Origin of the sequence: [Actinomadura] parvosata subsp. kistnae (assembly GCF_900323885.1) — a bacterium.
GTDB classification, from domain to species: Bacteria; Actinomycetota; Actinomycetes; order Streptosporangiales; family Streptosporangiaceae; genus Nonomuraea; species Nonomuraea composti.
The window spans coordinates 642,579-661,177 of the sequence record NZ_OOHJ01000006.1; the positions used below are offsets into that span (position 1 = coordinate 642,579).

The 18,599-nt window shown below is 72.1% G+C and carries 21 protein-coding genes and 1 pseudogene; 6 read left to right on the forward strand and 16 right to left on the reverse strand.

The window, feature by feature from the left end; translation table 11 throughout:
• Nucleotides 1-105 precede the first annotated feature (105 nt).
• Both KIS93_RS06735 and KIS93_RS06740 read left to right on the forward strand, forming a co-directional pair.
• A complete protein-coding gene (locus KIS93_RS06735; protein WP_080038637.1) occupies nucleotides 106-963 on the forward strand; it encodes a class I SAM-dependent DNA methyltransferase in 858 nt (285 codons plus the stop codon).
• Between the two features lie 147 nt (nucleotides 964-1,110).
• Nucleotides 1,111-2,214: a SagB family peptide dehydrogenase gene (locus tag KIS93_RS06740; protein WP_186403941.1), complete on the forward strand. Its 1,104-nt coding sequence runs from the start codon at nucleotides 1,111-1,113 to the stop codon at nucleotides 2,212-2,214.
• Between the two features lie 3 nt (nucleotides 2,215-2,217).
• Here KIS93_RS06740 and KIS93_RS06745 read toward each other — a convergent pair whose 3' ends face one another.
• From KIS93_RS06745 to KIS93_RS06800, 11 genes are all read right to left on the reverse strand, one after another.
• Nucleotides 2,218-2,736 carry a hypothetical protein gene (locus KIS93_RS06745; protein ID WP_155127131.1) on the reverse strand — a complete coding sequence of 173 codons (519 nt, stop codon included), beginning with the start codon at nucleotides 2,734-2,736 and terminating at the stop codon, nucleotides 2,218-2,220.
• Between the two features lie 252 nt (nucleotides 2,737-2,988).
• A complete protein-coding gene (locus tag KIS93_RS06750; protein WP_155127134.1) occupies nucleotides 2,989-3,159 on the reverse strand; it encodes a MarR family transcriptional regulator in 171 nt (56 codons plus the stop codon).
• 168 nt (nucleotides 3,160-3,327) lie between these two features.
• Nucleotides 3,328-3,741, reverse strand: coding sequence for a hypothetical protein (locus KIS93_RS06755; protein ID WP_155127137.1), 414 nt, complete (start codon nucleotides 3,739-3,741; stop codon nucleotides 3,328-3,330).
• 436 nt (nucleotides 3,742-4,177) lie between these two features.
• Nucleotides 4,178-4,846: a response regulator gene (locus KIS93_RS06765; RefSeq protein ID WP_155127140.1), complete on the reverse strand. Its 669-nt coding sequence runs from the start codon at nucleotides 4,844-4,846 to the stop codon at nucleotides 4,178-4,180.
• A complete protein-coding gene (locus KIS93_RS06770; protein ID WP_186403942.1) occupies nucleotides 4,843-5,682 on the reverse strand; it encodes a sensor histidine kinase in 840 nt (279 codons plus the stop codon). The genes KIS93_RS06765 and KIS93_RS06770 overlap by 4 nt, the downstream gene beginning before the upstream one ends.
• On the reverse strand, nucleotides 5,679-5,951 hold the full coding sequence (locus KIS93_RS06775) for a hypothetical protein (RefSeq protein WP_186403943.1): 273 nt from the start codon (nucleotides 5,949-5,951) through the stop codon (nucleotides 5,679-5,681). Before KIS93_RS06775 ends, KIS93_RS06770 begins: the two co-directional genes overlap by 4 nt.
• Nucleotides 5,948-6,622, reverse strand: a complete 675-nt coding sequence (locus tag KIS93_RS06780; RefSeq protein WP_155127146.1) for a hypothetical protein — start codon at nucleotides 6,620-6,622, stop codon at nucleotides 5,948-5,950. Before KIS93_RS06780 ends, KIS93_RS06775 begins: the two co-directional genes overlap by 4 nt.
• Nucleotides 6,619-7,719, reverse strand: a complete 1,101-nt coding sequence (locus tag KIS93_RS06785) for a hypothetical protein (protein ID WP_155127149.1) — start codon at nucleotides 7,717-7,719, stop codon at nucleotides 6,619-6,621. Before KIS93_RS06785 ends, KIS93_RS06780 begins: the two co-directional genes overlap by 4 nt.
• Nucleotides 7,720-8,118 (reverse strand): hypothetical protein, encoded by a 399-nt coding sequence (locus tag KIS93_RS06790; protein ID WP_080038643.1) that lies wholly within the window; start codon nucleotides 8,116-8,118, stop codon nucleotides 7,720-7,722.
• Nucleotides 8,115-9,488: a hypothetical protein gene (locus KIS93_RS06795; protein WP_080038644.1), complete on the reverse strand. Its 1,374-nt coding sequence runs from the start codon at nucleotides 9,486-9,488 to the stop codon at nucleotides 8,115-8,117. The genes KIS93_RS06790 and KIS93_RS06795 overlap by 4 nt, the downstream gene beginning before the upstream one ends.
• A gap of 490 nt (nucleotides 9,489-9,978) precedes the next feature.
• Nucleotides 9,979-10,275, reverse strand: coding sequence for a hypothetical protein (locus KIS93_RS06800; RefSeq protein WP_080038645.1), 297 nt, complete (start codon nucleotides 10,273-10,275; stop codon nucleotides 9,979-9,981).
• 323 nt (nucleotides 10,276-10,598) lie between these two features.
• Between KIS93_RS06800 and KIS93_RS63115 the strand changes: the two genes are divergently transcribed.
• Both KIS93_RS63115 and KIS93_RS06810 read left to right on the forward strand, forming a co-directional pair.
• On the forward strand, nucleotides 10,599-12,542 hold the full coding sequence (locus KIS93_RS63115; protein ID WP_230466161.1) for a sensor histidine kinase: 1,944 nt from the start codon (nucleotides 10,599-10,601) through the stop codon (nucleotides 12,540-12,542).
• A complete protein-coding gene (locus tag KIS93_RS06810) occupies nucleotides 12,482-13,150 on the forward strand; it encodes a response regulator transcription factor (protein ID WP_080038647.1) in 669 nt (222 codons plus the stop codon). Before KIS93_RS63115 ends, KIS93_RS06810 begins: the two co-directional genes overlap by 61 nt.
• Here KIS93_RS06810 and KIS93_RS06815 read toward each other — a convergent pair whose 3' ends face one another.
• Both KIS93_RS06815 and KIS93_RS67325 read right to left on the reverse strand, forming a co-directional pair.
• Nucleotides 13,151-14,764, reverse strand: coding sequence for an FAD-binding oxidoreductase (locus tag KIS93_RS06815; RefSeq protein WP_155127152.1), 1,614 nt, complete (start codon nucleotides 14,762-14,764; stop codon nucleotides 13,151-13,153). It lies immediately after the preceding gene.
• Between the two features lie 100 nt (nucleotides 14,765-14,864).
• Nucleotides 14,865-14,999 (reverse strand): hypothetical protein, encoded by a 135-nt coding sequence (locus KIS93_RS67325; RefSeq protein ID WP_268966954.1) that lies wholly within the window; start codon nucleotides 14,997-14,999, stop codon nucleotides 14,865-14,867.
• 41 nt (nucleotides 15,000-15,040) lie between these two features.
• On the opposite strand from KIS93_RS67325, the pseudogene KIS93_RS63120 reads away from it, so the two are divergent.
• Both KIS93_RS63120 and KIS93_RS06825 read left to right on the forward strand, forming a co-directional pair.
• Nucleotides 15,041-15,832 (forward strand): annotated as a pseudogene (locus tag KIS93_RS63120) (hypothetical protein); the annotation flags it as partial.
• A gap of 41 nt (nucleotides 15,833-15,873) precedes the next feature.
• Nucleotides 15,874-16,287 carry a hypothetical protein gene (locus tag KIS93_RS06825; RefSeq protein ID WP_155127155.1) on the forward strand — a complete coding sequence of 138 codons (414 nt, stop codon included), beginning with the start codon at nucleotides 15,874-15,876 and terminating at the stop codon, nucleotides 16,285-16,287.
• 98 nt (nucleotides 16,288-16,385) lie between these two features.
• Here the strand turns inward: KIS93_RS06825 and KIS93_RS06830 are convergent, their stop codons facing one another.
• From KIS93_RS06830 to KIS93_RS06840, 3 genes are all read right to left on the reverse strand, one after another.
• Nucleotides 16,386-17,174: a hypothetical protein gene (locus KIS93_RS06830; RefSeq protein WP_155127158.1), complete on the reverse strand. Its 789-nt coding sequence runs from the start codon at nucleotides 17,172-17,174 to the stop codon at nucleotides 16,386-16,388.
• 226 nt (nucleotides 17,175-17,400) lie between these two features.
• Nucleotides 17,401-17,688 carry an alpha/beta hydrolase gene (locus KIS93_RS06835; protein ID WP_080038650.1) on the reverse strand — a complete coding sequence of 96 codons (288 nt, stop codon included), beginning with the start codon at nucleotides 17,686-17,688 and terminating at the stop codon, nucleotides 17,401-17,403.
• 81 nt (nucleotides 17,689-17,769) lie between these two features.
• A complete protein-coding gene (locus KIS93_RS06840) occupies nucleotides 17,770-18,300 on the reverse strand; it encodes a hypothetical protein (RefSeq protein WP_080038651.1) in 531 nt (176 codons plus the stop codon).
• Nucleotides 18,301-18,599: the final 299 nt, after the last annotated feature.

Genomic DNA, 18,599 nt, shown 5'->3' on the forward strand with positions numbered 1-18,599 from the left:
CCCTGGGGCGGGCGTTGTCCGGGCAGGAAGTGATCTGGGAAATGGACAGTTCCCGCTGACACCGTCGTCCCCGTCAAGCCGGCAGGACCGAGGCGGGGGACGGCGATGCAGCAGGTGCGGGACAGCGACGGCGTACGCGACGCGTACGACCGGTCGGCGGCCTTCTACGACCAGGTCACCCAGGCCGACGACTACGACCGGTGGGTGGCGCTGTACCTGGAGCTGTTGCGCGAGCACGGCGTCACCCCCGGAGGCCGGCTGGCCGATCTGGGGTGCGGCACCGGGAAGGGCGCTCTGCGGCTGGCCGGGCACGGGTTCGAGGTGACCGGGATCGACCTGTCGCCGCGCATGCTGGACGTGGCGCGCGGCAAGCGGGGGGCCGGGCGGGTGCGGTTCGTCCAGGGGGATCTGCGGTGCCTGCCCGAGGGGCTGGGGCCGTTCGAGGTGGCGGTCACGATGGGGGAGCCGCTCAACCACCTGCGCGACGAGGACGAGCTCGCAGCGGCGTTCGCCCAGGTGGCGCGGGTGCTGGCGCCTGGCGGGCTGTTCCTGTTCGACGTCAACACGGCCGGGTTCTACCGGCGGCTGGCCGGGGTGCGGCACGTCGTCGAGGACGAAGGGTCGCTCGTGCTGCATCGCGGCTTCGCCGCCCATGAACGGGAAGGCGCCGAACTGCGGGTGGATCACTTCCGGCGCGAAGGCTCCGAGGGCGGGGACGGCGCGCGCTGGACGCGTACCCACGTGCTGTACTCCTGGGCCTATTTCGCCCCCGCCACGGTGGAGCGGCTGCTGGCCGCCGCCGGTCTGGCGCAGGTGGCCGCCTACGGGCTGGACGCCGGCGGGCTCCGTCCGGGCGGCGACGAGTGCGATGACCGCAAGCGGCTCGTCGTCGCCCGCTCCGAGCACCCGGGCCGCCACGGCGCGCGGCCCCGGGGAGACGTCCGAGGCACGGGAAGGAGGTGACGACCATGCGCAAGATCACGATCACGGCCAAGCCGGTCGAGCGGCCCCGCCGCATCTGGAACTGGAGCTGGTAAAGCCGGCCGCCGGGGGTGCCCGTGCCCACGCGGGCACCCCACCATCACCATTGATAGAAGGAAAAATCCGGACATGCGGCTGCGACGGGCCTTCTGCCTGACCTGCTACTGGCACCAGAACGCTTTCACCGCCCACCCCTACCCCGACGGCCGGCCCGTCGCCCTGCCGGCGCCCGCCGCCGAACTCCTCGACGCCTTCGGCACCTGGTCCACCCCCGAGGAGGCGGCCAAGACCCTGCCCGCCTACGACCCCCAGACCGTCACAGAGGCCGCCGCCACCCTCCTGGCGCACGGCCTGCTGCTGGCCGAAGGCACCCCCGAGGCCGAACGCGACGAGCACCTGGCCCGCCACTGGGAGCACTGGGTCCCGGAGGCCGCCTTCTTCCACTACGCGACCCAGCACGACGTGTACGAGACCGCCGGCGAGGACGACCGCCACGACCTCACCGCCGACGGACGCCCCCCGCTGTTCACCGCCTACCCCCAGGCCCACCGCGTCCTGCTGCCCCGCGTCCCCGCCCCGCTGGACGCCCCGCTCGGCGAGGTGCTGTATCGCCGCCGCACCCACCGCCGCTTCGCCGGCCGCCCGGTGCCGCTGCCGGCGCTGGCCGCGCTCCTGTCCACCGTGTTCGGGCCCGTGGACTACATCGACGGAGGCGGCTTCGGTGCGCTGTTCCGCCGGACCAGCCCGCAGGGCGGAGCCCGGCAGGAGCTGGACGCGTACGTGGGGATCCGTTCCGTGGACGCCACCGCCCCGGGCTGGTACCACTACAACGTCCGCGAGCACTGCCTGGAACTGCTGGCCGGCGGCTGCACCGCGGAGGAACTCGCCACCCTGTGCGGCGGCCAGGGCTGGGCGGCCGACGCCTGCTTCGTCGTGGTGCTGGTGGCGCGGGTGGAGCGCATGCTGGTCAAGTACCGCAACCCGCGCGCCTACCGGGTCTGCCTGCTCGACGCCGGCCACCTCGGCCAGACCTTCGTGCTGACCGCCACGGCCCTGGGCCTGGGCCCCTTCCAGACGGGCGCCTTCCACGACACCGCCCTGGCCGCCCGCCTGAACCTGGACGGGGTGACCTCCGTCCCCCTGTACGTCCTGGGCGCCGGCCTGCCGGAGAGCACCCCCGACCCGGACGCGCGCCCGGCCGGCCTCACGGCCTTCCGCCACACCACTCTGTGAGGCTCAGCACTCGCGCCGCGCCCTGGCGGCGAACTCGGCCTCCGAGATCAGCACATCGACCCCGTCCGGCTCCTTCTCATTGCCGTGGTCCTGAACGAGGACACGCCCGGGGGTGATCTTCCGCTTGGTGTTGTGGGTGAAGCCGACGTCGGCCATCCGCACGTGCGTCGTCCGGTTGTACGCGCCGGCCATGTACCGCTGCCCCGGCTGGAAGTCCAGGTCACCCGAGGCGAGGGACCACCCCGCGGTCACCCGCTCCAGATCCACCGAAGCGGACGATCCGGACAACTTCGGCGCCCGCACATCCGCCTGATCCACGAGGTCACCGTTGACCCGGCGATAGACGATCACGCCGTCCGGCGGCAGCCCGCACCAGGCCGCCACCACCGTCAGGCGTCCTTCGGCGTTGACCGTCAGCCCGGTGACGCCGCCGCGGGCCGGGCTCGCAGGCACACAGCCGGCCGCCGTGGCGAGGACGACCACGCCGAGGCATCGCCGGAGGCGACGACCACCCTTGCTCATGCTCACGACTCCGCTGATCAACTGACACGCTGGAGGACGATATTTCCGACGTTGTGTCTCGCATCGGTCGCGGCGGCGTCTCTCCTGCGGCGCGATGCCGATCCTTCGCGGCGGCGGCCCAGAAGGCGACCGGCAGTCGGTGCACGCCGTAGATGAGCATGTCCGTACGCAGGGGCGCCTCCTCGTCCGGCACCGCCAGGCGCAGGCCCGGGAAACGTTCGAACAGGGCGGGCAGCGTGCCGGGCGTTCTGGTCAGTGCTCGCGCCGGATGAGGCTGATGAGTTCGAGGTAGCCGACGCCTTTGGAGATGGAGGCGGGGCTCACGCGCAGCCGCTGGGTGGGGTCGGCGACGGTCAGGTCGCCGGTGTCGCTGGTGAACAGGCAGGCCAGCACTCGGGCCGCCATCGGCGGCGGGCGCGCCATTCGGCGGCCCGGTACCTGGTCGGCGTCCTGCGAGAAGCGCGAAGTGCAGTTGTGGCGCAGTCGAGCCTGTCGACTGGCAGTGGATCCGCGGTGCTGAGCGGTAACGCACCTTGTTCGGTGGTCTGCCGATGCCACGTGTCTTGGCTGTGCGCTGCACATGCGCGGTTCTTAGGGGAGGGCGTCCTCAAGGGCCCTGGCGACAAGAAAGCCTGCTGCCGTGATGGCCAAAAAACCAAATCCATAATAAACCTGGCCCATGGCGAACAGCGCAAGCGCGGACATAATGCCACCACCTGTCGCCCCAATAAAAGCAATACTGACGAATGTTACAAGCATGTCGATGACGACGGCTGTGAATCCATGAATGCCGCTGAAGGTCCGCTTGCTCGATAGATGTGTGATCCGCGCCAAAACAAAGACCAGGGCGCCGACAACTATCATTCCGGCTGCGACTGCCGCTAAGGTCCATGGGTTGTCGATCCAGGACTCGGCAGTGCATCCGATGAGCAAGATGACAACACCGAATCCTCCTATCGCAAAATACAAGGGGGCTCCTGCTATGAAAAACAGCATGGCCTTCACCTCCATCTGCGGGAAACGCTTCGGCGGTCAACTCGGGCGTCTGTCGCCCCTGTCGCTTCTCCAGCATCTCTGTATTCCCGCCCGGTCTTCCGGTGAGTCCAACCCGCTCCTGAGCCGCCGATCAAGGTCGAAACGCAGCATATCGGCATGGTAACGGCGTCTGTCCGGGACCGGTCCCCGCGACCTGACCGGATTCGTGTGCGCCCATATTGTGGGACTGTGCGGCCCACCTGTTGAGGCAACGGTCAGCCCTCGAAAATGACCTGATTGCGCTTGTGCCGTTCGAGCTCGTCGATGCTGTGCTGGAGGAGACTCGCGGCGTACAGCGTCGTCTGCGCGCGCTGCCCCCTCGCGTGTCGGGCGCGACGGCACTGGCGATCGCGTGCGCGCCGGCACCGCCCTTCCGCCCTCCGCCGCCGCGGGCACGTCGACGGGGTCATCGGCTCCCGAAGCCGCCGCGGAGCCGGGACCAGGCGAGCAGGACGTGCACCCGACCGGGCAGGCCGAGCTTGGCCAGGACGTTCGACACGTGCACCTTCACCGTGTACCTGCTGATCACCAGCCGGGCCGCGATCTCGTCGTTGGACAGGCCCCGCGCGAGCAGGTCGCACACCTCGCGCTCGCGGCCGGTCAGCCGCCCGGCGGCCTCCAGCAGCGCGCGGTCCTCCTCCGTGGGCAGCACGGGCCGCAACGCCTCGATCATCCGCGTCGTCGCCTCGGGTGCCAGCACCGACTGGCCGGAGGCGACGATCCTGATGCCGTCGCGGATCCGCTCGCCCGGCGCGTCCTTCAGCAGGAATCCGCTGGCGCCCGCCTGAAGGCCCGCGTAGACGTAGCTGTCCAGGTCGTACGTCGTCAGGATCAGCACCCTGGACGGCCCGCCCCGCGCCACGATGCGGCGGGTGGCCTCGATGCCGTCCATGCCGGGCAGCCGGATGTCCATCAGCACCACGTCGGGCTCGTGGGCGGCGGCGGCCTCGACGGCCGAGGCGCCGTCGCCCACCGCGCCCACCACGGTCAGGTCGCCGGCCGCGCCGACCAGCCGGACCAGCGCCTCCCGCAGGAGCTGCTCGTCGTCGCAGACCAGGACGCGGATGCCGGTCACGACCTGCTCCGCAGCGGCAGCGTGGCGCGCACCTCGAAGACGTCGCCGGCGCGGCCCGCGTGTACGGTGCCGCCCAGCAGCTCCACCCGCTCCCGCATGCCGACCAGCCCCACGCCCGCGCCGTTCCCGATCGTCCCGGGCACGTCCGACACCGGGTTGGTGACCTGGATCGACAGCCGCGAGGGGGCGTAGTCGAGCACCACCTTCACCTCCACCGGCCCGGCGTGCCTGGCCGCGTTCGTCAGCGCCTCCTGCACCACGCGGTAGGCCGCCAGCTCGATGCTCCCGTCGGCCGGCCGCACCTCGCCGCGGCGTTCGAGCGACACCCGCGGCCCGCCCGGCGGCACGGCCGCGAGCAGGGCGTCGAGCTGGTCCAGCCGCGGTGGCGGGGCCAGCGGGTCGTGGCCGGGCGGCTCCCGCAGCACGCCGAGCAGCCGCCGCAGCTCGGCGAGCGACTCCCTGCCGGTACGGGCCACGCGCCGCAGCGTGCGCTCCATGTCGTCGCCCGTGTCGGCCCCCGCCTCCGCGTCGACCACCATGGTGGTCACCGAGTGGTTGAGGATGTCGTGCAGCTCCCTGGCCAGCAGCGCCCGCTCCCGCTCGGCCGCGCGTCGCTCCGCCTCGGCCCGCTCCACCTCCAGCAGCCGCGAGCGGGCCTGGAGCTCGGCGATGCGGTCACGCTGCCGGGCGTCCACCCGCCCCACCGCGCAGAAGCCGACGAACAGCGCCGCGGCGGCCGCGTACACCGCCACGACCCGCACCGGGTCGCCGATCGCCAGCAGGGTGATCGGCAGGCCGGTGAGCAGCAGCGCCAGCACCGCGACCACGCCGATCACCCGGCGGTCGCCCCGGCCCCACGCCCCAGCCGGGACGCGGCGACCAGGGGCGCCACCAGGATCGGCATCTTCAGCAGGGCCAGCGCCAGCTCCAGGCCGACCACCACGGACAGCACGGTGAGCGGGAACCGCCGCGACCACATCAGCGCCAGCGACTGCGCGCCCGCCAGGGCGAGCCGGACGGCCAGCTCCTCGCCGCCCGCCTCGCCGGCCAGCCCGATCAGCCAGCCGGCCACCGGCGGCAGGGCGGCCAGCAACCCGTCGCTCAACCACTCCAGGCCGGTCCGGCGGCCCGCCGGATCGTGCGGGCCCGCCTCCAGCCGTACGCCAGCAGCAGGGCGACCGGAGCCCACGGCACCAGCGCGATCGTCCAGCTCAGCGCCAGGGGCGGGCCCGGCGGCGCGATCGCCTGGATCGGCAGGACGCCCGTCGAGGTCCCGCCCGGCCCCTCCACCACGAACTCGAACCGCCACGTGCCCTCCTCCGGCAGCGACACGACGTCCAGCCCCCACACCTGGCGGGCGCGCGGGTGCCGCGGCAGCACGATGCTGTCGCCGCGGCGCTGCAGGACGATGCCCTTCAGTCCCGCGCGGTCGCCCGACGGTGAGACGGTGGTGACCAGCCCCGTACGCCCCTCGACACCGCCGGCCGGCTCGAACGTGAAGTCCAGCGACTGCAGGGCGCGGATCGGCCACTCCGTGAACGATACGGTGATCGTGGACCGATCGCTCATCCGTACCGTCTCGGTGTGCACGATCTCGCCCGGCAGTGGCGGCGCCCCGGCAGCAGCCGAAGCCGGAGCCGGAGCCGGGCTCGCCGCGAGGGTCGTCCTCGCGGCGGCCGGGCTCGCGGCAGGGAGCGGCGGCGCGGCGGCGGCCGGGGGCGCGGTGAGCAGGAGGGTTGTCACGGCGGCGGCCGTCACCCCCAGGAGGCGCCTCACGCCGTCACCGCCACAGCCCCGGCCGACGGCGTCCGGACACCGAAGCGGCGCAGCATCACGGCGCACTGCCAGCCCAGCCACCCCGTGCCCGCCCCGATCACGACCGCCGCCACCAGCGTGGCCGCCACATTCATCTCCATGCCGATCGCGCCGTAGAACACCGCGGTGTTGACGCCCACCAGCGCCCCGATCCCCGCCATGACCGGCAGCGGGCGCGCGCCGCGCCGTGCCGCGAACGCCACCGCCCCACCGGCCACCAGCGCGATCAGCGGGAACGTGGCCGGAAACCCGATCAGCACCTGCGGCAGGCCGGTCGCGTAGTCGCGCATCGGCTGGCCGATCGCGCCGGCGTACCAGCGGGTCGCGGCCGGCGCGAACAACGCGAGCCCGCCCTGCACGCCCACGAACGCCAGCCCGGCGGCGGCGGGCCAGCGCCAGCCGCGCGTCAGCCCGGCGATCAGGCTCAGCGTCAGCGCGCCCGCCGCGCCGAGCCCGAGCACCCGCGGCGCCACCCCCGGCAGCCAGGCCAGCAGCAGCTCGGAGAGCATGCCGAAGGCGGAGGTCGAGCCGATCGTGGCCAGGGCGACCGCCAGGGCCAGCCCCCACCTCTCCGACCGGGTGCGGCGCAGCACCGCGAACGCCATCACCATGGCGAAGATCTCCACCTGGATGGACAGCCCCAGCCCGAAGTGCGACGGCGTCGTCCCGGCCGCGATGTCGAAGCCGTACACCTCGTGCCACCACAGGTCGGAGCCGGCGTACAGGAGGTTGCCCGACGCGCCCAGCCCGCCCACGAGGAACGGCCACGGCGCCCGGAAGGTGCGCAGCACCGTCACCGACGGCGTGCCCGTCGCCGGCCCCCGCGCCCACGTCGAAAGCAGCACCACGGTCAGGCAGCTCAGCCCGATGATGCCGGTGCCCACGTAGAGCAGCAGGTGGGGCGCCGTCCAGAAGTTGTCGGGGCCGACGTCGCCGTGCCACTGGCCGTCCCAGACCATGCCGGTCAGCAGCACCGCGTAGCCGAGCATCAGGAACCAGGCGCCCCTCACCTCCCTCCGGGGCACGTCACGCCGCTGCGCCGTCACTGGTGTGTCCATCTACTCTCCCTTTCCGACCAGGGTCCTGACCGTGATCACCTCGGTGCCGGGGGTGCCGCGCACGCGGATCCCCAGCTCCCAGGCGCCGGCCATCGTGAACAGCTCGCCGCGCGCCACGTGACGGCCCGTGCCGTCGCGCGGCGCGGCGAGTTCCGGGGTGGTGTGCCCCATGTGCGGCATCACCGCGAACACCGACACCTCGGCGGCCCGCGGCTCGACGCCGATCCGCACCTCCCGCGGGCCGGTGCCCGGCTCCAGCTCCAGGCGCACGGTGTAGTGCGCGCCCCTGCCGGTCAGCTCCACCGGGCCCTGCGCGCCGCCGCCTCGGACGATCCACAGGAGGCCGGCGGCGATCAGCAGGACGGGCAGCACGAGGGACGCGCGGCGGCTCCAGGTCATCGGGCGCTCCCCTCCTCGACGTCGATGACGTACGGAACGGTGACGATCGCGTAGTTCCGCACGTACTGGATCCAGGCCAGATGGCGGCCGGGCCGCGGGAAGGTGAAGGTGAACCTCAGGCGGGGGCCGTACCGGGCGACCGACTCGTCCGGCGGCCGTTCCCCGGGCGCCGTCATGGAGGCGGCCTCGTGGACGTGGCCGAGGTAGCCGCCGTCCCGGCTGCGGACGATCAGGTGACCGGCCATGCCGAGCCACGGCTGCACGGCGGTGCGGCCCGTGTCCAGCGTGAGGGTCACCGGCCTGCCCGCGACCGGCCGCGCCGGCTTCAGGACCGGCCGCGCGCCTTCCGGCCGCTCCGGCTCCGGCCGCTTTCCTTCCGGCCGCGCCACTCGCGCCGATCCTGCTGCCGGAGGCGGGCTCCCCACCGTGAACGCGCCGGAGACGAGCTGCCCGCCCGCGTCGGCGCGCTCGAACTCGGCGTACACCAGGTGCCGGCCCGCCTCTCCCGCGCGCAGCCGCACCTCGTGCACGCCCGGCGCGACGCGCAGAGGATGCACGTGCCGGAAGTACGTGCCGTCCTGGCTCGTCACCACGACGTGCGACAGCGCGCCGTGGTGCTCGGCCAGATCGTCAGCGGGACGGCCGGTCGAGCCGTCGAACAGGGTCACCCGGAGCCGGAACTCCGCGTACGCGCCCGGCCGCCGCGGCTCCACCTCGATGAGCGGCTGCGCGTTCGGCTTGCCGAGCGGCCGCACCCCCTCCGGGACCGCCGGCGCCCCGTCGGGCACAGGCGGCACGAACCACGGCGACAGCCCGCCCGCGGTGAACGCCACGGCCGTCGCCACCACGAACGCGACCGCGCCCGCCCCTGCCGCCCCGCGACGTGCCTGCGCCGCCGCCACCAGCGCGACCACCAGGGCCAGCGCCGCGCAGGCGAAGGCCAGGTACACGACCACCTCCCACGGCGGCGCCGCCGGCACCAGCAGGTCGAACGGCAGCACCGAACGCTCGCCGCCGGCCCGTACCTCCAGCTCGTGCGGCCCCACCCGCTCCGCCCGCAGCAGCACCGGGTACATGCCCGGCGCGTCCTCCCGCACCTCGGCCGCCGCGGCGGAGGAGCCGCCGGCTCCGGCGGGCCGCAACGTCAGCTCGACCCGGCCGCCCCGGCCCGGGTCGTGCGCCACCACGTCCACCTGCAACGGGGCGGGCACCCGCAAGCTCGCCCGCACCACCACCGTCAGCTCCATGCCGGCGATGGTCTGGGCGAAGCGCACGTCGGCCGAGCCGCTGCGGCCGTGCGCCCAGGCGGGAGCCGCCCAGGCGAGCACGGCCGCCAGCGCGAGCACGGCGGGGATCAGGCGTTTCAGCACGAGCCCGAGCGTAGGAGCGAGCCGGTGGCCGGCACATCACGCGCGGGCACTGACCTGCCTAGTTCCCGGGAACTAGGCGAAGAGCGTTCGACGGCTGCGCCACCTCGCCTCCCTCGATCAGTCGACGCCTCGGGCGAACGGAGGAAGCGCAGGTCCTCCATGACCAGGGCGACGTCCGTGGCGCCGCCGTGGCGCAGGGCCAGCCGGCCGGGCGCACGCGGACGCGGTAGCCGTCGCCGGCGGGCTCCAGGACGAGGGCCGGTGGGCGCAGTTCGGCTTCGTCGAGCACGTTCTGGACGCGCCGTGCGGCGAGGATCCCGGCCTGGCGGCGGCCGAGGCGGAGGCGGACCCGGCCGCCGCGTCCCGTCACTGGCGGGAGGCGGTCGAGGCGTTCACGCGGCTCGGCGGGTGCGAGGCCGCCGAGCCGGTCGGCATCGATCCCCGGGGCCGGTGCGCGGACGTCCGCCGGTGACCGAAGGACCGCCGCCGGTCAGATCGGGTGGCAGTCGAAGCCGCCGAGGTTGTTGTGCAACTCGTACGTGAGCACCAGGCCGCAGAGGTACTTCCCGGCCGCCGGGCCGGTCCGGATGGTCACCTCCGCGTTGACGCCCCCGCTGTGAACCGGGGAGTTGCAGTTCTCGCCGCTCACGTGGAGGCTGCCGTCATCGCTAGGTATGACACGGCCGGTCTCGCAGGAGAAGGGGAACGAGGCTTGCGCCGGTGCTGTCAGCGTGGTGGTCGCCAGCAGCGTCGCGCCGGCGATGGTGGCGATGCGTTTGACGGTCATGTCTGGAAGCTACGGGCGGCCGAGAGCCGAGCACAGATGCCGGGTGTCACCATCGGGTGTGCGTTTCGCACACCCGGCGGAGCTCGTGCGGCTGGCTGGAACGCCACCTGTGGCCCGACCACGTCAGCGCCATCACCCGCACCGCACACCGCTACGAGACCCGCCTCGGCTGAACCGGGCATATGGGTGCTGGCACCCATGCCGCCACCCCCCTCAGGCGTGCTTTCATCGTGCGGACCGCCAGATTCAGCGACGCAGAATCGGCGACGCAGAATCAAGGGGTCGGACGCGGCTCGTGGAGGGGCAGGGTGGGGCGAGGCAGGGTGAGGCGGGGCGGCACATTCGCCGGGTACGCGAGCGCGCCCCTGCGCTGCCTGGCGCTGGCCGGGCTGGCGCTGCTGGGGCCGCCGCTCCTGGTCGTGACCTTCGTGGGCGCGCACGCGGGGCTGCCGTCCCCGGCGTTCTTCGTCGAGCAGGGCCGCCGCCTCCCAGCACTGGCGCGGCGGCTGGCCGCCCGGTGGGGCGGCGTGGAGATCGCCGCGCCGTACCGCCCGGCCCCGCCGCCGCCCGTGCGGGATGCCGACGGCTGGTACCGCGACGGCGACACCTTGTTCCGTTCGGCGTTCGTGCCCGCCTACCTGGCGCGGCTGCGGTGGGTCGCCCGCGATCCGGCGACCGCGCGCGACCTGGCGTGGATGGCGCTCAACCCGCTGGTCGGCGGCGTGCTGGCGGGGCTCGCTCCGGCGCTGGCCGGCGGCGGGCTCGCGGCCTTGTGGTGCCACCGCCCGGCCGGGGCGGCGGCGGTGCTGCTCGGCGTGGCGCTCGGGCCTTGGCTGCTGCGCCTGCACGCCCGCTGGACCCGGGTGCTGCTCGCGCCACCGCCCCACCAAGCGCCCGGCCGCGTCGCGCGGGCCGTCGGGGCGCGGGCCGCCGCCGGGGCGCGGGTGTGCGCGAGCGTCGTGCTGGCCATGGTGGCGACGGTGTTCGCCGTGGCTCAGACGGTGACGATCGGGCTGATGCCGGTGCGGCTGTGGCCGGAGACGGTGCTGGGCTCGCGCCGGTTCGTGTCCTGGCGGCGGGCCCGGATCGGCGAGTGGACGGGCGTGCGGATCGCCGAGCCGTACCTGCCCGAGCCGCCGCTGCCCGACCCCGATCCTGACGGGTCGTACCGGCTGGGGTGGGGGCCGGTCGGCACGGTCTACCGGACGCGGGGAGCCGCCGTGCGGGCGCGGCGGTTCGGGTGGATGATCCGCGATCAGGCTTCGTGGCGGGATCTGGCGTGGTTGTTCCTGGAGGTGCCCGTCGCCGCCGTGCTCTTCGCCGTGCCGGCCGCGCTGATCGTCGGCGGGCTGGGCTGGTTGTGCTGGCTGTGGGTGTGGACGTCGGCGCTGGGCCTGCTCACCGGCGTGACGTGGTCGCCCGGCGACGTGCTGCACGCCGCCGTGCCGGCGTTGTCGGGCGTCCCCGCTCCGGTGGCCGGACTGGCCGCCGCCGCCCTCGGCATGGCGCTCGCACCGGCGGCGCTGCGCCGGCACGCCCTGCTGAGCCGCTCGCTGCTCGGCCCGGGCAGGGCGGCGCTGCTGGCGAGCCGGGTCGACACGCTGACCAGCAGCCGCGCCCAGATCCGCGACGCCCAGGCCGCCGAGCTGCGCCGGATCGAACGCGACCTGCATGACGGCGCGCAGGCCCGCTGGGTGGCTGTCGGGATGACGCTGGGCGCCGCGGAAGGGCTCATCGACCAGGACCCGGAGGCGGCCAAGGCGATGATCGCCGGCGCCAAGGACATGTCGGTGGCCGCACTCGGCGAGCTGCGGGAGCTCGTCCGCGGCATCCATCCGCCGGTGCTCGCCGACCGCGGGCTCGCCGACGCCGTGCGCACCCTGGCGATGGACGCCCCACTGGAGGCCGAGGTCCGGGTGCGCCTGCCGGGCCGGGTGGCCGCGCCGATCGAGGCCGCGGTCTACTTCGCCGTGTCCGAGCTGCTGACCAACGCCGCCAAGCACGCCGCCGCGTCCAGGGTTCTGGTGGAGCTGCGCCACGCGGACGGCCTGCTGACGGTCACCGTGGCCGACGACGGGCGGGGCGGCGCCGCGGCCGGCCACGGAGGCGGCCTGCACGGCATCCGGCGCCGCCTCGACGGATTCGACGGAGTTCTGACCCTGTCCAGCCCGCCGGGCGGACCGACCGTAGTCACCTTGGAGATTCCATGCGCGTTGTCCTCGCCGAGGACGTCTACCTCCTCCGGGAAGGACTCACCCACCTCCTGAGAGCCCACGGCATCGAGATCGTGGCCGCGGTGGACACCGGCGCGGAGCTGCTCGACGCCCTGGCCAGGCACCGCCCGGACGCCGCGATCGTGGACGTGCGCCTGCCGCCCGGCTACACCGACGAGGGGGTGCGGGCCGCCATCGAGGCCCGCACCCGCCGCCCCGGCTTCCCCGTGCTGGTCCTGTCGCAGTACGTCGAGCAGATCTACGCCCGCGAGCTGCTGGCCGACGGCGCCGGAGGGCTCGGTTACCTGCTCAAGGACCGGGTGTTCGACACGAGCCACTTCGTCGACGCGCTGCGCCGGGTCGCCTCCGGCGGCACCGCCATGGACCCGGAGGTGATCTCCAAGCTGCTCGGCGGCACGTCCCCCCTGCACCCGGCCGCGTCGCTGAGCCCGCGCGAGCGCGAGGTGCTCCAGCTCATGGCGCAGGGCCGCTCGAACGCCGCCATCGCGGGCCAGCTGTACATCAGCGAGGGCACGGTCAGCAAGCACATCGCCGCCATCTTCGCCAAGCTCGGCCTGGAGGACAGCGGCGACAGCAACCGCCGGGTCCTGGCCGTGCTGGCCTTCCTCAACCACGCACGGCCGGACCCCGCAGGGCCCTGATCAGCGGTCCGCCCTGACGGACAGGGCGTGCCGGAACACGCCGCGCGGGTCCCAGCGGGCCTTCACCCGCTGCAACCGCGGGTAGTTGCCGCCGTAGTAGAGCGTGGACCAGGGCACGCCGGAGGTGTTCCACGCCGGGTCGGCCAGATCGATGTCGGGATAGTTGATGTAGGCGCCGCCGTTGGCGCCGTTCGGGACCGGTACGCCGCCCGTGTCGGCGTACATCTCCCGGTAGAGGCGGCGTACCCAGGCGATGCTCTCGGCGCCGTCCCCTTCCGTCCATCCGCCCAGGAAGAGGGCCTTGAGTATCGAGTCGCGCTCGGCCACGGCGGTCGCGCCGGGGGCCACGGTGTTGACCTGCCCGCCGTACGACGCCAGCAGCAGCACCCCGTTCGAACCGGCCGGGGCGGGCACGCTGAGGCGGTCGTAGGCGAGCCCGATCTGCCGGTCGGTGAACCGCCGGCGCAGCTGGGCGGACTTGGCCTTGAACCTGCCCGACTCCTGGCCGCTGCTGAGCGCTTCCGTGCTGATCGCGTGGTACCAGGGCAGGCGTTGCGCCTCGGGGATGACCGCCTTCGCCGTGACTCCCCGCGTCAGCGCCGCGAAGTACTCGGTGAGCAGGCGGCCGGCGTCCGGGACGGAGGCGTCCATCATGGTCGGCAGGATCATGCCGCCGGGGTCCGCCCCCGGTGTGCGGCTCTGCACGATCAGCGCGCTCCAGAGGCCCGCGTACGGCGTGCCGGGGGCGCTGTTGCGCTCGTGCCACTCGCCGTGGTTGCGCAGCAGGGCCGTGAAGGACTCCCTGGTCATGTCGCCCCACGACCAGGCCGGGGCGCAGACCAGCAGCGCCGGTGGCGGTTTGGGCAGCAGCGTGCGGGGGTCCTTGCCCTTGGCCTTCGGGTCGCGCATCCAGTAGCGCGTCACGACGCCGAAGTTGCCGCCTCCGCCGCCCGTGTGCGCCCACCACAGGTCGTGGTTGGGGTCGGACGGGTCCCTCGTGGCGACCACCGTCCGGGCCCGTCCCGAGCGGTCCACCACCACGACCTCGACGGCGTGCAGGTAGTCGACCACCGAGCCCAGCCGGCGCGAGTGCTGGCCGTAGCCGCCGCCCATGATGTGGCCGCCGGCCGCCACGCTGCCGCACTGGCCTCCGGGGATCGTCACGCCCCAGCCCAGGTAGAGCGTCCGGTACACCTGCATCAGCGTCGCGCCCGCCTCGATCGCGAACGCGCCTCGCCTGTCGTCGAAGTACACCTCCGACATCTCGCACATGTCGATCACGACCTGCGCGCCGTCGCCGACGAAGTTCTCGTAGCAGTGGCCGCCGCTGCGCACGGTGACCCGCTTGCCGGCCTTGACCGCCTCCTCCACGGCCCGCTCCACCTGCTCGGCCGAGCCGACGACGTGGAAGTACTCCGGCCTGGGGATGAACCGCAGGTTCGTCCGGCGCACGGCGAGATCGGCATAACGCGGATCACCCGGACCTATCCGGACCGGCCCCCATTCCTTGGCTACTGACGGTTTTGTGTTCGACGGCGTGCCGAGGCCCAGCACCGCCGTCCCGCCCGCTGCCGCCGCCCCGCCCATGAACCCGCGGCGGGTCACCTGGCTCACGATCGACCACCTCCTGCTCACAGCTGAAATCCGTGTGATGGCAACGCTAGGAGCGTGATCATGGACGGAGAACCGCCCTGGCACCCGTCCGACCTGGGACTTAACTCCCATCCGCGCGAGCGGTGACGACCCGGACGAAGTCGCCGATCCGCATCATGGCGTCGGCGGCCTCCGGCAGGAACGACCAGTACAGCTGGAAGCTCCGCGCCGCCACCGGGTAGCTCTCCAGCCGCACGTCGACGCCCTGAGCTCGCGCGGGCCCGGTCAGCCGTTCCGCTGCAGCTCATCATGGACTCGCCGCGGTACTGGGTGCTGGGGATGCACGTCGACGGGTTCCGCTTCGCGATGGCCGCCGCGCTGGCCAGGGAGTTCTACGATGTTGACAGGCTGTCGGCGTTCTTCGACCTGATCCAGCAGGACCCGGTGATCTCGCGGGTCGCCGAGCCGTGGGACGTCGGTCCGGGCGGCTACCAGGTGGGCAACTTCCCGCCGCTGTGGACGGAGTGGAACGGCAGGTACCGCGACACGGTCAGAGACTTCTGGCGCGGGGAGACGGTGCTGCCGGAGTTCGCCTCTCGGCTCACCGGCTCCTCCGACCTGTACGAGTCCTCCGGCCGCCGGCATGTCGCCTCCATCAACTTCGTCACCAGCCATGACGGCCGCTTCTTCACCGGCAGGCCCGTAGGCGGAAGCACGATGCCCGATCTGGTGTGGTTCACCATGGAGGGTGAGCAGATGCGGGACGAAGCTTGGGCGTCCGGGGGCTTCCGCACCGTCGGCGTCTTCCTCAACGGCGAGGGTGTCACAGAGTCGGGTCCTGACGGAGGACGAGTGGTGGACGACTCCTTCTACCTGGTGTTCAACGCGGGAGCCAAGCCCGTTCTGTGCACGCTGCCGGGCCAGGAGTACGGCGACGGCTGGCACGTCGAGATCGACACCTCGGAGAACGTGCACCCTGGGCCGCTGCCTGGGCAAGGCCAGCTCACGGTGCCCGCGTACACCATGCTCGTCCTGCGGTGCCCGCTGGACGGGGGCCCGCTTCCGCCAGCGGCACCGTCTCCGGCATGAGGAGTGCCAACGAATCCGAAAACCGTTAGAAGGCCTTCTCCATGGCCGGGCCGGTCACCCGGTATCCAGTCGGGCAGCCGGGGGCGTTCTCGATGTACTGGCTCAGCGAGCCCGCCTTCGACGCCGTCGCCGTGGCGGCCCGCATCCAGCGGATCCACCAGGCCATGTGCGACTTCTTCCGCGAGCCCGCGCCGGGGCACCGGTTGTTCATCCGCAAGCACCCCTACCGGTGCGACGGCGGCACGGCGGCGCCGGTCAATGCGAGCCCAGCGGGTCCCGTACAGTCGGGACCTGTGCTACCTCGCCGGCCTCGACGCGCCGAACTCGGCGAGTCCGCGCGCGAGGACTCCGAGGCGACGATGGAGGCGGGCGCCTGCGTGGTGCCCGCCCCAGAAGCGTTCGGCGCCGGGTTCACCTGCTCACGCTGCGGCGTGGCGAGCGGACGTTCGAGGTGACGTACGAGCCCGTCGGAGCCGAGGTGCCTTCCTACCGCTGGAAAGCCACCGGCCGAGGCTCAGCCGAGAAACGCCTCGGCCCTCACTGCATGGGTTGATCACCCATTCAGCGCGGAAAATCCGTCGATGACGAAGTTCACCTTTTTCTTCAGCTCATTGTTCAGGCTGTCATGGTAGAGATCGCAGGCCGGCTCGATCGCCATCAGCGCCGGCCTCCAGAAGACGAAGCCGTCCGCGGTGGCGGAGTCGTAGCTGCAGCAGATGATGATGTCGCTGCCCCAGAACGTTTCGTCGACGGCGTAGATCTTGCCCAGGACGGCCCGCGTGTAGTCGTAGCGGCGCTCCATGGCCTCCTGCACGGCCCGGTCCCGTTTATCCGTCGGCAGATGATGGAGGAATTGGTTCGGGCCGAACACCTTGTCGCAGAATCTCATGTACTCGAAGCTGAAGTTCTGGTGAGCGTGCCAGAAGACGTCCAGAGTCTTGGACAGCGAGTGCAGATTCTTCCCGTCTATCACCTCCAGCGAGTAGAACAGTTTGAGGTTCGTTATGCCTCTCGCCAGATACTCCGCATCGAAGTAGCGCTTGTCCTGCGAGTTCTCCTGCTGCACCCTCCAGACGATCTTGACGTAGTCGTCCGAGTCGTTGATGTTGTTCAGCGCCGCCTGAACGCGGTCGTCCATGATTTTGTATTCTTGCTTGCGAGCGTCGGCGAACTGCCGCCGAGACATTTCGAGCACGGGCCGGATTTCTTCGTCGGTGAAGTAATCATGGATTGGCTGAGTGGTGTCGATCATGGTGATCGCCTCTGCTCGCTGATTGGAAGGCGGACATTCACGCAGGCTCCCCTGTTCATGCTGTGTATCGCACATCAGGTAGCCTGTCAATGGCCTCCTTAGGTCATGAATCCGACCGAGAAACCGCCCGGTCCGCAGGATTCGCCGAAATGATCTCAACGTTCAGATCTTGGCGGCCAAGGAAACGCGTCACGCGCGTAAGTGACATGAATCAAGCCGGAGCTGCGGTCGATTTCGCCGAACAGCCCGACGGATCACCATCCCGACCCAAATGGGGTGGCCGGGCGGCGGCGCGTCGATCGCGCTCGTGCCGGTGTCAGTGAGCGTCGAGGTGCTGGGTGAGGAACAGGGCCGCTCGGTCGAGTGCCTGGCCGGCCTCGTCGAGCGTTCCGGCGAAGGCCTGGAACACGTGCGGCACTCCGGCGGTGATGTCGAGGATCACGTCGACGTCCGCCTCGCGTGCGCGTTCGGCCAGCCGTACGGAGTCGTCGAGGAGCAGTTCGTTCGTGCCGGCCTGGAGCAGGATCGGCGGGAAGCCGGTCAGGTCCGCATGGACGGCGGGGGCGAGCAGCGGCTGGTCCGGGTCCTGACTGGCGAGATACATCTCGCCGGTGCGGCCCAGGCCACGCCCGCGACGACCACGCTCGACGCGCCCACGACCGCGACCACGCCGCGCGTGAGCGCCCTACCCATTGCCCTTCCTGTCCTCCGGGCTGAGCACCTTTAGTCCCTTGTTGGGGTCGGGGTTGTACTGGTTGCACGAGCCCAGCTGGCTCATGAAGGCCCGCTTGTCCAGCAACTCCGTGGGCAGGGAGAACGTTCCGTCAGGGTTGGGGTCGGGCCAGTTGGGCAGGCCGTTGTCGCGCATGCACTGGGCGAACTTGCGCCAGGACGCCATCTCCTCCTGGCTGGGCACCCGCACGCGTTGCCCCTGGGCGGGCAGCCGGTCGGTGATGGACTTGCACGCGTTGAGCGCGTTCTGCGGCGGCGTGGGCGCGCCGCTGGGGAAGCCCGGCTCACCCGACTGGTCGAGCACGGGATCTGGGAACTCGGGCAGGCCGTTGGCGCGCAGGCACGTGGAGAGCTCCCGCATGACCGCCATGGCCCCCTCCGGCGTGTCGGCCCTGCCCGCCGACGCGCCGCCGTCCCCGCAGGCGACGAGTACGGCTAGCGCCGCCACCGCCGTGAAGGCGTTCTCGATGGGGAGTCTCAGCATGTCACGAGTGTCCGGCGGGCACCGCCGGAAGGGATCCCACGAAGGTGGCGAAAAGGGCTAGCCAATTCGGGGGACCGCACTTGCAAGCCAAAATCCGTCTCAACGCCAACGGCTGTCCGCAGGTTCCTCTCCCCAGGACACCTTGCACCCAGAGGAAGCACGAGACCGCCTGCGGCAGGGTTGCGACACCCAAGCGATGCGGCTCCACGCAGCAAAACGCCGAGACCATGACGGTCGCCTGCGGCATGCTCCAACTCATCGTCGTGCTTACACAGATCGGCCGTAAGCACGGCACCTTC